The following is a 13,427-nucleotide window of genomic DNA, read 5'->3' on the forward strand; positions in this document are numbered from 1 at the left end:
GAAGAACATCGGATGTCTAGCGTATGAAGTACGTGAAGTTCTGACGTACTCCCCACCCGGGCAAAGGAGCATCCCGCACGATGGTCACCGCGCACGACTGGTTCACCCACGACCGATTCGGTCTGTTCATCCACTTCGGCCTGTACAGCCTGCTCGGGCGTCACGAGTGGGTCATGACCCACGAACGTACCTCACCCGAGGAGTACGAGAAGAACGCGCAGTTCTTCGACCCCGATCAGTTCGATGCCGTCGCCACGGCCAAGGCGGCCAAGGCGGCCGGGATGCGCTACGCCGTCCTGACAGCGAAGCATCACGAGGGCTTCGCCATGTACGACTCAGCCCTGACCGACTACAGCTCGAAGGCCACCTTCGGGCGGGACATCGTGGCCGAGTACGTGGAGGCTTTCCGGGCCGAGGGCCTGAAGGTGGGCATCTACTACTCCCTCATCGACTGGCACCACCCCGACTTCACCATCGACTATCACCACCCGCTGCGCGATCGGCCCGGCGCCCGCGAGCTCAACGAGGGCCGGGACATGGCCCGCTACCGCGAGTACCTGCACGGCCAGGTGCGGGAGCTGCTGACCAACTACGGCCGCATCGACTACCTCTTCTACGACTTCACCTACGTCGACGATCGCGACGGATGGGCCGGCAAGGGCCCGCAGGACTGGGACTCCGAGGGGCTGCTCGCGATGACCCGCGAGCTGCAGCCGGACATCATCGTCAACGACCGGCTGTGGATCCCCGGTGATGTGGTCACCCCCGAGCAGTACCAGCCCGATGAGCCCATGACTCGCGATGGCGAGGAGGTCATGTGGGAGGCCTGCCAGACCCTGAACGGGTCCTGGGGGTACGACCGCGACAACCTCGACATCAAGTCCCCCGATCTGCTGCTGCGGATGCTGGTCGACACCGTCTCCAAGAACGGCAACCTGCTGCTGAACATCGGACCGGACGGGCGCGGCGGGATCCCGCCACGTGACCAGGTCTCGCTCCAGGCACTCGGGGAGTGGATGCGCCTGCACGAGCGGTCGGTGATCGGTGCCGGTGCGGCTGGCTACCAGGCGCCGTCGGGCACGGTGCTCACCCGCCGTGGCGACCGTCTCTACCTGCACCTGCTCACCTGGCCGTTCGGTCACGTGCACCTCGCCGACCTCGCCGACAAGGTGAGCTTCGCCCGGTTCCTGCATGACGGCTCTCAGGTGCGCGCCAGCCAGATCGACCCTGATCAGCAGGCGTGGAACACCGAACCGGGCGGGCAGGCACCGGGCACCCTCACCCTCCACCTGCCGACGACGCGGCCCGACGTGGCCATTCCCGTCATCGAGCTCTTCCTCGCGCCGGACGCGTGAGGACTGACCCACCACGAGAACCATCCACTACGAGATTGGACGAACGATGAGGATCACCAGATCTCTGGCAGCGATGACCGCTGCTGGTGCGGCACTCGCCCTCGGCGCCTGCGGGACGCAGTCGGGAGGTGGCAGCGGAAGCGGCGGCGACGGCGATGACACCGGCAGTGGCGCCTCGATCACCTGGGACATGTGGGCCGGCAGCGAGTCCGACATCGAAGCGCTCGAGGCGCAACTGGCCATCGCCCAGGAGGAGAACCCCGACCTGGACATCTCCCTCCAGCACGCCCCGTGGAACGACTACTTCACCAAGCTGACCACCAACCTCGCCTCCGGCAACGTGGCGTGCGTGACCTCGATGAACGGCCAGCGCCTCTCCGGCTACCACGAGGCGTTCATGCCGCTGGGCGAGGAGGAGTTGGCGACCGCCGGGATCGACCCGGCCGACTTCACCGAGGGCTCGCTCGACATCATGAGCTACGACGGCGAGCTCTACGGCATCCCCTATGACGTGGCAGCGATGCTCGTCTACTACAACAAGGACATGTTCGCCGACGCCGGCGTTCCCGAACCGGTAGCGGGCTGGACGTTCGAGGACTTCGACGCCGCGCTGGACGGACTCGGTACCGATGGCACCGCTTTCGGTATGGGGATGGGTGAGTTCCAGTGGATGGCCCTGCCGATCGCCCACGCCGGCGTGCAGCCGGTCGACGAGTCCGGCGCGCTGGACCTGACCAACCCCGCCTTCCTCGAGGCCTCCGAGTGGTACGCCTCGATCGCCGCCGACGGTCACGGGTCCCTCCCGCCCTCGGCCTCCGACACCGGCTGGGGTGAGCAGGAGTACCAGGCAGGCAACGTCGCGATGGCGGTGGACGGCACCTGGAACGCCTCCAGCTACCTGAACAACGAAGCCGGCTTCGCCGCCGGCATGGTCGACATTCCCTCCGTCGACGGTGAGCGCCTGGGTCTGGTGCTCGGCTCGGGCTACGGCATCTCCGCCGACTGCGAGAACCCGGAGGCGGCGCTGCAGGTGCTCGGCTCGCTCGTGGGTGAGGCGGCGCAGGACCAGATCGCCTCCTCGGGTCGCAGTTACCCGGCGCGCATCAGCTCCCAGCCGCTGTACTTCGAGTCCCTCGACGAGGGTGTGCAGGACGAGGTGCAGGCCGCGTTCGAGGCCGTCTTCACCGGACTGGAGGGGCAGCGCTCCACCGACGACTGGGCCCAGGTGAACGAGTCGATCCAGCCGAACCTGGTGACCGTCTACACTGGTCAGTCGACGATCACCGACGTGCTCGAGCAGACGCAGAGCCAGTTCGGCGACTGATCTGATGACAGCGACCGGAGCATCTGCAGCGCCGCTCAGGCGCGGACAGAGCAGGCTGCGACGGATCGAGTCCCGCCAGGCGCTGGGGTTCATCTCCCCGGCCCTGGCGGGCCTGACCGTGTTCACGATCGCCCCGGTGATCCTCTCGATCGTGATGAGCCTCTATGACTGGCCCGCGTGGGGCGACCGGACCTTCGTGGGCGGCGGCAACTACGTCGATCTGTTCACCCGCCACCCGGACTTCTGGCCGTCATTGCGCAACTCGGCGATCTTCACGCTGCTGTTCGTGCCGATGAACCTCGCGGTATCGCTGACCTTGGCGTTGCTGCTCAGCCCCCGCATCAAGGGCCGCGCGGTGTTCCGGGTGTTGTTCTTCATCCCGGTGGTCACCCCGATGGTGGCCAACGTGCTCGTGTGGAAGATGCTGCTGCAGCCGAACGGGCTGTTCAACGGCTTGTCCACCTCGATGTTCGGGATCGAGCTGCCCAGCTTCCTCAGCCACCCGCAGTGGGCGATGGTGATGGTGGTGGTCATGTCCGTCTGGCAGGGCATGGGCTACAACATGCTGATCTTCTGTGCGGCACTGGAGCAGCTCCCCGAACCGGTGCTGGAGGCCGCCCGCATCGACGGTGCGAAGGGGTGGCGGATGTTCTCCCGGATCACCCTGCCGCTGCTGAGCCCGGCGATCTTCTTCACCACCGTGATGACGATGATCACCTCGATGCAGGTATTCGCCCAGCCGCAGCTGCTCACCGGCGGTGGCCCCGGCAATGCCACCATCCCGATCGTGATGTTCATCTACGACCAGGCCTTCACGTTCCAGCAGATGGGCCTGGCCGCCGCGGCCGCCTGGATCCTGTTCGCGATCATCATCGGCCTGACGGCGCTGCAGTTCTCCGCGCAGAAGAGGTGGGTCCACTATGAGGTCTGATGTGATCGCCGACGCCGCAGCCCGCCCGGGCGAGCAGCAGGTGGCACCTGCAGGCGTGGTTCCCCCGCGCAAGGAGAAGCAGCCGGTCACCGCCGGTGTGGTGGTCGCCTACGTGTGCGTGGTGCTGGCGGCCGTGATCTTCGCCGTGCCGCTGGTCTACGCCCTGTTCTCCGCGTTGAAGCCCAATGACCAGATCTTCGCGGTACCGCCCACGTTGGTGGGCGACGAAGTGCGGTGGGGCAACTTCGTGGAGGTGTTCCGGTTCGGGCCGTTCTGGACCTACATCGGCAACTCCTTCTTCGTGGCCATCGCCGGCACGATCGTGGTCAACATCGTCTCCACCACCGCCGGCTATGCGTTCGGGCGACTGCGCTGGCGTGGCCGGGACGTGGTCTTCGTGCTGTTCCTGGTGACGCTGATGGTGCCGCAGGAAGTGCTCGTGGTGCCGATGTTCCAGCTGATGCAGTGGCTGGGGTGGGTGAACACTCCGCAGGCGCTGATCCTGCCGTTCGCCTTCACCGCCTTCGGGACGTTCCTGATGCGGCAGTTCTTCCGCGGCATCCCGTACGAGCTGGAGGAAGCCGCGCGCGTGGACGGTGCCGGTCCGCTACGCACCTTCGGCTCCATCATCCTGCCGCTGGCCCGGTCCGCGGTGGCGGTGCTGACGGTGTTCACATTCATCAGCTTCTGGAACAGCTATCTGTGGCCGCTGATCGTGGTCAACGACTATGGCTACCTGGGCACACTGCCGATCGGTCTGGCCACCTTCTCGGGACAGTTCGGTACCCGCTGGGATCTGCAGATGGCGGCCTCGATCATCTCCATGATCCCGACCGCGATCCTGGTGATCGTGCTGCAGAAGCACCTGGTGAAGGGCATCGCGACGGCCGGGATCGCCGGCCGATGATGACAGGTCCGATGATGACTGGGCCGATGAGAGGACACACCATGAACCACCCGCCTCAGGCGGGCCGTCGCCCCCGGATCGCGATCGCCGGGATCGGCATCGAGTCCAGCGCCTATGCGGCGCACCGCGCCGGCTACCGGGACTTCCCGGTCCTGGAGGGGACGGCGGTGCTGGACCGCTACCCCTTCCTTGCCCCGGGCAGCGAGCTACGCGAGGCTGCCACCTGGATCGGCGTACTCGTCACCAAGGCGATCCCCGGTGGGCAGGTGCTCGCCGGTGTCTACGAGGACCTGCGGGACCGGATCGTGGCGGGGCTGCGGGAGGTCGTGGCCGAGGGGCCACTGGACGCGGTGTACCTCGATATCCACGGGGCGATGAGCGTGGTCGGGATGACCGATGCCGAAGGTGACCTGGTGCAGGCAGTGAGGGACGCCGTCGGGCCGGAGCCGTTGATCGCTGCCCCGATGGACCTGCATGGGAACATCTCGGAGCGGTTCTTCCACGAGGTGGACCTGCCGACCTGCTTCCGGATGGCCCCGCACGAGGACGCCTGGGAGACTCGCGAGCGGTCGGCGCGGGACCTGCTGGCGTGGATCGGGCGGGACAGCCGCCCGGTACGTGCCTGGGTCCGGGTGCCGATCCTGCTGGCGGGCGAGCAGACCTCCACCCGCGTTGAACCTGCCCGCAGCCTGTACGGCCGTATCCCGGCGATGACCGGACGTGCGGGCGTGACCGACGCCTCGATCTGGATCGGGTACGCCTGGGCGGACGAGCCCCGCTGCCACGCGTCGGTGATCGTGACCGGGGACGACGAGGCAGTGGTGGCGGCGTCGGCCGAGGAACTCGCCGAGGCGCTGTGGAACGTGCGCGAGGAGTTCGAGTTCGTCGGCCCCACGGGGAGTCTGGACGAGGCGATCGATGCCGCGCTGGCACACCGGGCCGCCGGGCACGCGCGGCCGTACCTGATCAGTGACTCCGGCGACAACCCCGGCGCCGGCGGGTCCGGGGACGTCACGTGGACCCTCACCCGGGTGCTGGAGCGAGCCGATCTCATCGGATCCCACGACGGCGTCCCTCGCCCCGCGCACGACCTTCCCCTCACCTATGTGGCCTCCGTCTTCGACGCCGACGCGATCGGTGAACTGTGCCAACGACAGGTGGGGGACGCCGTCGACGTGACGGTGGGAGCCCGGGTGGACCACCGGGTCAGCGGACCGGTGCGGGTACGCGGCGTGCTGCACGGTCTGCACACGGATCCGGTCGCGGGCCGGGTGGCGGTGATCCGCACCGGCCGGGTGCACGCGATCGTGACTGAATTCCGCAGGGCCTTTCACGCCACCGACGACTTCGCCCGGCTCGGCCTCGATCCCGGTGAGGCGGACCTGATCATCACCAAGATCGGCTATCTGGAGCCCACCCTGCACGAGGTGGCGCAGGGGTGGACACTGGCGCTGACACCGGGGCCGGTGGACCAGGACATCGCCCGGCTCGCCCACGAGCGGATCGAGCGGCCGATGTTCCCCTTCGACGAATTCGAGACCGCACCACGGCTCCGGGCCGAGGTGGGCGGGAGTAACGCGGAACGAGGCAGCCGGTGAGCGCACTGCTGGGCATCGACTACGGCGGTACCCGCACCAAGTTGTTGCTCGTGGACTCCCGGACGCAGGAGGTGCTCGACCGTCGCAGCGTGCCGACCGGACGCCTGGCGGCGCTGGCCGACGCCGTGCGTGAGGTGACCACCGATCGGTCCGTGAGCCGGTTCGGCCTCACTGTCGCCGGCACGCTTGACCCCGGCACCGGGGTGGTCGGCCGGAGCACGAACATGCCCTGGCTGGACGGCCTCGCGCCGGCGGCCGGGTTGGCCGAACAGGTCGGGATCCCCGGGGTGGCGGTGCAGGACGGGACCGCGATGGCGATCGCCGAGGCCACACTCGGCGCCGGCCGGGATGCACGCGACGTCTTCGTGATCGCGCTCGGCACCGGTGTGGCCGGCGCGCACGTGGTCGATGGGGAGGTCCGCGCCGGCGCCCACGGGGGTGCGGGCGAGATCGGTCACGTGGCGGTCGGCGCACCGCACACGTGTTCCTGCGGGCAGGTCGGGTGCCTGGAGACGCTCATCGGTGGCGGCCAGCTCGGGCGGCGCTGGGAACAGGAGCGGGGCGGCGCGCACGCTCCGGCGAGCAGCACCGCCACGGCGAGGGACGTCGTCATGGCGGCCGAGGCCGGGGACACAGCCGCCCAGGCTGTGCTCGCCCGGGCGACCGATGGTCTCGCGCGGGCGATCCTGCAGGCGAGCGCACTGCTCGACCCGGGGGTGATCGTCGTCGGAGGTGGACTCGCACGGTCCCCCCGCTGGACCGTTCATCCTGCCGCGGAGGCGGCTGGTCGTGCGGCCACATTCCACCGTTTGCCGGAGATCCGCACTGCTGCTTTGGGTGTGTGGGCGGGAGCCTATGGCGCGATGCTCGCCGCCGATACGGCAGCCCCCGTGAGCCCTCCCGCCGACGCCGAACCGGGTTCCCGTACAAGGTTCACCGCCTCGTAGACAATCGGCAACGTCCCGTTCGCTTCCGACGGCGATCCTGCACGAGCAGACAACGCCGATGACAGGGCGAGCAAGGGGGCAGGCGATGAGGGTGCGCGCTCAGCGGGAGAGCGGTGCACTCACGCGCGCCGGCGGGCGATCTCGTGCTGACGAGACGAGCCGGATCTGGTGGATGCGGGCCGACCACCCGCTCCCGCTGCAGCTGCGTCGCAGTCAGGACGGGCCGGTGCGGATCGTCGCCGCGAGCGCGTCCACCGTGCTGACCGGATTCCGCGACCCCGCCGAGGTGGCGAGCGATCTGGAGACATTGCGCGTGCATGGGCTGGAGGACGTGATCTCGGTGTTGCGTCGCCCGGATCAGGGCGAGGCGCTGCTCTACGCGCTCGGCCTGATCTTCGCCACCGGCCGGGCAGCCCAGATCTCCCTCGCCCGGCGGGTGGCCGCGGCCGCCGCGGAGTGCACGGGCAACCCGGCGCTGAACCGGCTGCTCGGAGTGGCGAGGCACCACCCGGACGACCCGGGATTATTGGTGACGACGTTCCTGCACGAGAACCTGCTCGCTCCGGGGGATGTACTCGACGTGAGCCCGGGCGCGGTGCATGGACTGCTCGCCGGCCGGGCGCTGCACGTAGCGGCCGCTCGGGGGCGTCCGATCACGGTCGGACTCTCGCTCGAACCCGTCCCCACCCAGGAAGTGCTGCAGCGGATCGCACCGCGAGTGGGCCCGGGGCGTCTGGTCCCGGGGGTGCTGCGCGAGGGTGTGCTGCGCTTCCCGCCGCTGGAGGATGTCAACCTCGTGCAGGTGGTGGGGGAGGCGTCGGTGAGCATGGGTGCGGTGGCGGACGTGATCGCCCTGGACGAGGCAGGGTGGGTGGACGCCGGCGGACGGGTGGCGGTGCAGGCCGGGGACGCCGTGCCCGTTCCGGCTCGTCAGATCCAGGTGGGTTCGCGTGGCCGAATGGTGCTGGTCAGCGCCGAGGTGCCCGACGCGGCCCGGGTCGGCGCTTCACTTCAGATGTGATCGGCTCTCAGATCTGAGCGGCTCGCGCTGCCGCAGATCGGCGGGTGAGGCAGATCGGCGGGTGAGGCAGATCGGCCGGCGACGCCGATCAGCCGGCGACGACGTTGAGAAGGTCGTCCCCTGCCTGCAGACGGCGCAGGTTCTCGACGATCAGACGCTCAGGGTGCTCGGGACGACCTCCCGCCGAGTGCGGCGTGATGATCATGTTCGGTGCCCGCCACAGCGGGGAGTCGGCCGGGAGAGGTTCGGTCGCGAAGACGTCGAGCGCCGCTCCGGCGATCGATCCGGACTCCAGTGCCGCCAGCAGCGCCAGTTCGTCCACGGTGGCGCCGCGGCCGACGTTGACCAGCCAGGCGTGGCGGGGCAGGGTGTCCAGCACCTGGGTCCCGACCACTGCGGTGGTGGCCGGTGTGGCCGGCAGGATGTTCACCAGCACATCGGTCTGGGGCAGCACCGCCGGTAGTTCAGCCGGTGTGATCACCTGGTAGCCCGCACGCTCGCCCGCGGTCGTGGCGACGCCTGTGACCTGGGCGCCCAACGCCGTCAGGTAGCCCGCGAGGCGGGTGCCGATGCCCCCGAAGCCCCACACGAGCACCCGGGCGCCGGAGAGGGTGCTCAGATGCTCAGGTGCTCCGAACGGCTGGTTGACGTCCTCCCATGCACGCCATGTCGACTTCGCCTGTGCGAGCACCGCCTTGTCGAGTCGGCGGGCTGCGGCCAACAGCAGCGCGAGGGTGTGCTCGGCCACCGGCGCATCGTGCAGCCCACGACCCGAGCACAGGGTGATCGCGGGATCGAAACCTGCCGCCTCAACGGCGTCGGTACCTGCCATGAGCGCCTGGATCCACACGAGATCCGGCAGCTCGCCGGGCATCGCACGCAGCCGCTCGCCCGGGTTGCCCCAGACCACGAGCGCCTCGGCATCGCGGTGCTCGGCCGGGATGGGCGCGTGCACGTCGTAGACCACGGTTGTGACGCCGTCGGGAGCGTGCACCTGGAGCGGGATCGAGCTCGGAAGCAGCAACTTCATTCAGACATTCCTTGATCGTCGATGAGGTGGATCCGGTGCGCCCACCAGTACCCGGCTGCGCCCAGCGCGATCCCCGCGACGGCGACCCAGGCATAGCGGCCGTCGGGTGAGCGTTCGGCCAGGTGCATCACGCCGAGGGCGAGCAGAGCGATCAGCCACGCGGTGGTCCCGACGAGGAACAGCGCCTTCGCGTTCACCTTCGCCGGGGCGAGCTCCTTCGGGGCTTCTGGCACATGTCGATCCTAGTGGGTGTGGGTGGGCGTGAATGTGAGCGCGGGCGAGGTGGACAGGGTGTTCTGCTGCGGACGGGCTTCTGCCAGGATGACGGCACATGAGCACCTCTTCCACGAGCGCCGAGACGGCGACTGGCCCGCTGGACCGGTTTTTCAAGATCACCGCACGTGGCTCGACGCTCGGGCGGGAGATCCGAGGCGGGCTCGTCACCTTCTTCGCGATGAGTTACATCATCGTGCTGAATCCGCTGATCATCGGTACCGTCGCCGATGGTTCCGGGGCATTCATCGGAGGTGACGAAGGACTCGCCGTGGCGCGGGTGGCGGCCGCCACAGCGCTCGTGGCCGGGGTGATGAGCATCCTCATGGGCCTGGTGGCGAACTTCCCGCTGGCGCTGGCGGCAGGGCTGGGTCTGAACGCTGTGGTGGCGTTCTCGATCGCGGTCCTGCCGGAGATGACCTGGGCGGACGCGATGGGGCTGGTGGTGATCGAGGGGCTGATCATCCTGCTGCTCGTGCTGACCGGCTTCCGTGAGGCGGTGTTCCGGGCCGTGCCGAGAGAATTGCGCACGGCGATCAGCGTGGGGATCGGGCTGTTCATCGCCTTCATCGGGCTGGTGGACGCCGGCATCGTGCGCATCCCGGTTTCCCTCGCCACCCCCGTGGAGATGGGAGTGGCGGGCTCGCTCGCGGGGTGGCCCGCACTGGTGTTCGTGGTCGGCCTGCTGCTGGCGATCGTGCTCCACCTGCGCAAGGTGCGTGGTGCACTGCTGATCGCGATCGTCGCCGGGACCGTGCTGGCCGTGGTGATCGAGGCGATCGCGCATGTGGGTGGATCGGTGAACGCTGATGGTTCACCCAATCCCACGGGATGGCGTCTGAACAGCCCGGAGCTGCCGGAGACCTGGGTGCGCCTGCCTGACTTCTCGTTGCTGGGTCAGTTCTCGCTGCTCGGTTCCTTCGAGAAGGTCAGTGCCGTGACGGTGGTGCTGCTGGTGTTCTCGCTGCTGCTGGCCGACTTCTTCGACACCATGGGCACGATGGTGGCCGTGGGTAGTGAGGGCAGGCTCCTCGACTCCGAGGGGCACCCGTACGGAACCCGGCGGATCCTGGTGGTGGACTCCCTGGCGGCTGTGGCCGGTGGGGCAGGGTCGGTCTCGTCCAACACCTCCTACATCGAGTCCGCTGCCGGTGTGGGTGATGGGGCCCGCACCGGGTTGGCGTCGGTGGTGACCGGGGTGGCCTTCCTGCTGGCGACCTTCTTGGCCCCGGTGGTGGACATGGTGCCCTACGAGGCCGCCACCCCTGCGCTGGTGGTCGTCGGGTTCCTGATGATGACGCAGGTGAGCGGTATCGACTGGAAGAACGCCGAGGTGGCGATCCCGGCGTTCCTGACGATCGTGCTGATGCCCTTCACGTACTCGATCACGGCGGGGATGGGTGCTGGTTTCATCACCTACGTCGTGATCAAGGTGGCGCTCGGGAAGGCGCGTGCGGTGCACCCGCTGATGTGGGTGACCGCGATGTTGTTCGTCCTCTACTTCGTGCGGGGTCCGTTGCAGTCGTTGGCGGGCTGAGTGGGTGGGTGGCTGGGTGAGGTGGCCGGCTGGGTGAGGTGCGCGGCTGGGTGAGGTGCGCGCTCGGTGAACTGCCGGACCCACGAGGGCGGCCTGAGTGTCGCTCCCGGCCCGAGGAACCACACTCAGGCCGCCCTCGTGCGCTTTCGAGCCCGGACTGGGCCGGCTCAAGCCGGGTGTGCGTCATGGACGTCGGTCTTCTGCGTTCTGGCAGGTAGGGCAGTCTCTGGTCTGCGGCCAACAACCAGATGGTCCTCGTTCAGATGGTCCTCGTTCGCCTGGCGTGCTCTCTCGCGCAAACCTGACCAACTCGCCCGACCGGCCCGTGTGTCGCGATACTGACCAGGCAGGCCCTGTGCCGTGGACTCGGTGTGTCACGTACACCGGATACACGGCGTCAGGAGAAGTGCTGATCGCGACCTCGCGGTGGACGCTGCCGGTGCTCAGGTTCCGGTGGTGCAGTTCGGTGCTGGTCAGCGCCGAACGTGCGTGGTCTGGTTGCGCCACCACCAACCTGACGCACTCAGTCCTGACCGGGGAATGTCACACCCTCGCGAGACGATGTGGTCATGACATCGAGCGAACCGGACAGCGGCCCGGACCAGGGGTTGCCAGACACCCTGCGCTCGCCTAGAATAGAACGCATGTTCGACAGACGAGCGGTAGGCGAGGGCGCACGCGGCCCTGATGAGGCGTCGGTCGGCGCATCAGGGTCCGGTCGCTCGTCGATGCCGGTCACCGCTACGGTCTCGGCCGCTTCGCTGGAGGCACGGTGCCGCGAGATGGCGGCGGAGCACGAGCGGTTGCCGCTCGCCGAGCAACTCGCTGTGCAACTCCCTGGTGGAGCGTTGATGGACCGGCTCGCGCTTCTGGATCTGGAGCAGGCCGACGATGCGGTTCTCGTAGAGGCAGTGGCCGCGGCTCGCCGGGTTGAGGCGCATGTGCAGGAGATCGCGCTCCGGGCTGCGGCAGAACTGGCTGATCGCCCCTCGATGAACCCGGAGGACTTCGACGAGCACACGCATGGGGCGAGCGAGGTGGTCGGTGATGAGCTCGCGCTGCGCTTGTGCAGCACCAAGCGGGAGGGGCATCGGCTGGTGCGGCGTGGCAGGTCGCTCCTGCGCACGCTGGAACGGACAGGTCTGGCGCTGAAGTGCGGCTGGATCGACCTTCAGCGAGCGGCAGTGATCGCCGACGGGCTCGAAGGCGTGCCCTGGCAGGTGGCAGTGGCCGTCGAAGATGCCGTGATCGAGCGAGCCCCCCGCCGCACCGTGGCCCAGTTGCGATCCGACGTGGCGAAGGCGCTGATCGCGGTGGATCCGGCTGAGGCTGAGGCGCGTGCGCAGGAGCGGCGTGCGGATCGGCACGTCAGCAGGCCACGGGCCCTTCCTGACGGCGTCGCCTCGATGCGTATGGAAGGTCCGGTTGCCGAGGTGCTTGCCTTGGACGTCGCCTTGGAGTCTGCGGCACGGTCCGCGAAGGCGCAAGGGGATTCGCGCACGCTGGATCAGCTCCGCTTCGATGCGCTGACCGGGCTCGGCTCGCGTGCCCTGGCTTCCGGGGTGTTCGGGGCGGATGACGGTTGTGATGCTGCGCGAGTTGATGGACGAAGCTCTGCGGGTGGGGCGCCGTCTGGCGCGAAGTTGGGAACGGTCGGCGGGCGGCGGCCTGAGATCCAGGTGGTTGTCACACTGGAACAGCTCCAGGGTGGCCCCTCGGGTGGTAGCCCGGACGGCCCCCTGGGCGTCGGCCGGGACGGCCCGCTCGGCACCGGCCGGGACGGCTCCCTGGGTGGCGGCGAGTGCTCGTGTGCTGGCGATGGGTGCGCATGTGGCGGCGACACGAAGGCGATCCGGCTCGATGACGTTCCCATGCTCTCGGGCTACGGGCCCATCACCCCGGCCGCGGCGCGAGCGATCGCAGCCGGCGGCACCTGGCAGCGACTCGTGACTGATCCGATGAGCGGCGTGGTGGTCGACGTGGGGCGCACCCGGTACCGACCACCGGCTGGACTCGCCGAGTTGGTGCGTGCCCGAGATGGCACGTGCGTCCGGCCTGGCTGTGGGCATCAAGCCCGCCATTGTCAACTCGACCACACCGTCCCCTTCGACGCCGGTGGTCCCACCAGCGTGGCCAACCTCGGTCCACTCTGCGTGCGCGACCACCTCATCAAGACTCACGGCGACTTCACCGTGACGCAGCCGGAGCCGGGGCTGTTCGAGTGGGTCACGCCGACCGGGCATCGGTACCGGCGAGAACGCGACGGCACCACCACGCCGGTGGGGATCACGAATCCTGCCGGTGGCGATCCGCCGTTCTGAGTCTGCGCTGGGCGTGCGTAGGGACGAGTGGGCCTGTGCGCAGGGACGAGTGGGCGCCTGCGTGCGGACGATCAGGCTGCGGACGATCACGTCAGTGCTGGTGGGTGTGTGCGGGTGAGTCCCTGAACTCCGCGCGTCAGTGAGCCTGGAGCCTGGGGCGCTGCGCCGGCGCGTGAGTGCCCG

The 13,427-nt window shown here is 68.7% G+C and carries 11 protein-coding genes; 9 read left to right on the top strand and 2 right to left on the bottom strand.

Annotated elements, in window-relative coordinates:
* The first annotated feature begins 80 nt into the window (after positions 1–80).
* From FV560_RS09370 to FV560_RS20530, 7 genes are all read left to right on the top strand, one after another.
* On the top strand, positions 81–1,355 hold the full coding sequence (locus FV560_RS09370; protein WP_159621264.1) for an alpha-L-fucosidase: 1,275 nt from the start codon (positions 81–83) through the stop codon (positions 1,353–1,355).
* Positions 1,356–1,401: 46 nt separating this feature from the next.
* Positions 1,402–2,679: an ABC transporter substrate-binding protein gene (locus tag FV560_RS09375; protein WP_235020035.1), complete on the top strand. Its 1,278-nt coding sequence runs from the start codon at positions 1,402–1,404 to the stop codon at positions 2,677–2,679.
* Positions 2,680–2,683: 4 nt separating this feature from the next.
* The gene (locus tag FV560_RS09380; RefSeq protein ID WP_159621265.1) at positions 2,684–3,610 is read left to right on the top strand and encodes a carbohydrate ABC transporter permease; all 927 of its coding nucleotides are present in this window, start codon (positions 2,684–2,686) and stop codon (positions 3,608–3,610) included.
* Positions 3,600–4,517 carry a carbohydrate ABC transporter permease gene (locus FV560_RS09385; RefSeq protein WP_159621266.1) on the top strand — a complete coding sequence of 306 codons (918 nt, stop codon included), beginning with the start codon at positions 3,600–3,602 and terminating at the stop codon, positions 4,515–4,517. Before FV560_RS09380 ends, FV560_RS09385 begins: the two co-directional genes overlap by 11 nt.
* 41 nt (positions 4,518–4,558) lie before the next feature.
* Positions 4,559–6,115 (top strand): M81 family metallopeptidase, encoded by a 1,557-nt coding sequence (locus FV560_RS09390; RefSeq protein ID WP_159621267.1) that lies wholly within the window; start codon positions 4,559–4,561, stop codon positions 6,113–6,115.
* The gene (locus tag FV560_RS09395; RefSeq protein ID WP_159621268.1) at positions 6,112–7,062 is read left to right on the top strand and encodes an ROK family protein; all 951 of its coding nucleotides are present in this window, start codon (positions 6,112–6,114) and stop codon (positions 7,060–7,062) included. Before FV560_RS09390 ends, FV560_RS09395 begins: the two co-directional genes overlap by 4 nt.
* An 85-nt stretch (positions 7,063–7,147) precedes the next feature.
* Positions 7,148–8,083, top strand: a complete 936-nt coding sequence (locus FV560_RS20530; RefSeq protein WP_159621269.1) for a cupin domain-containing protein — start codon at positions 7,148–7,150, stop codon at positions 8,081–8,083.
* Between the two features lie 88 nt (positions 8,084–8,171).
* Here the strand turns inward: FV560_RS20530 and FV560_RS09405 are convergent, their stop codons facing one another.
* Both FV560_RS09405 and FV560_RS09410 read right to left on the bottom strand, forming a co-directional pair.
* Positions 8,172–9,113 carry an NAD(P)-dependent oxidoreductase gene (locus tag FV560_RS09405; RefSeq protein WP_159621270.1) on the bottom strand — a complete coding sequence of 314 codons (942 nt, stop codon included), beginning with the start codon at positions 9,111–9,113 and terminating at the stop codon, positions 8,172–8,174.
* Positions 9,110–9,346, bottom strand: a complete 237-nt coding sequence (locus FV560_RS09410; RefSeq protein ID WP_159621271.1) for a hypothetical protein — start codon at positions 9,344–9,346, stop codon at positions 9,110–9,112. Before FV560_RS09410 ends, FV560_RS09405 begins: the two co-directional genes overlap by 4 nt.
* Positions 9,347–9,444: 98 nt before the next feature.
* Here FV560_RS09410 and FV560_RS09415 point away from each other — a divergent pair, with 98 nt between their 5' ends.
* Positions 9,445–10,923, top strand: coding sequence for an NCS2 family permease (locus FV560_RS09415; RefSeq protein WP_159621272.1), 1,479 nt, complete (start codon positions 9,445–9,447; stop codon positions 10,921–10,923).
* A gap of 644 nt (positions 10,924–11,567) precedes the next feature.
* Complete coding sequence (locus tag FV560_RS09420) at positions 11,568–13,244, top strand: HNH endonuclease signature motif containing protein (RefSeq protein WP_159621273.1); 1,677 nt, start codon at positions 11,568–11,570, stop codon at positions 13,242–13,244.
* Positions 13,245–13,427: the final 183 nt, after the last annotated feature.

The organism is Ruania rhizosphaerae (assembly GCF_009805705.1).
Lineage (GTDB): Bacteria > Actinomycetota > Actinomycetes > Actinomycetales > Beutenbergiaceae > Ruania > Ruania rhizosphaerae.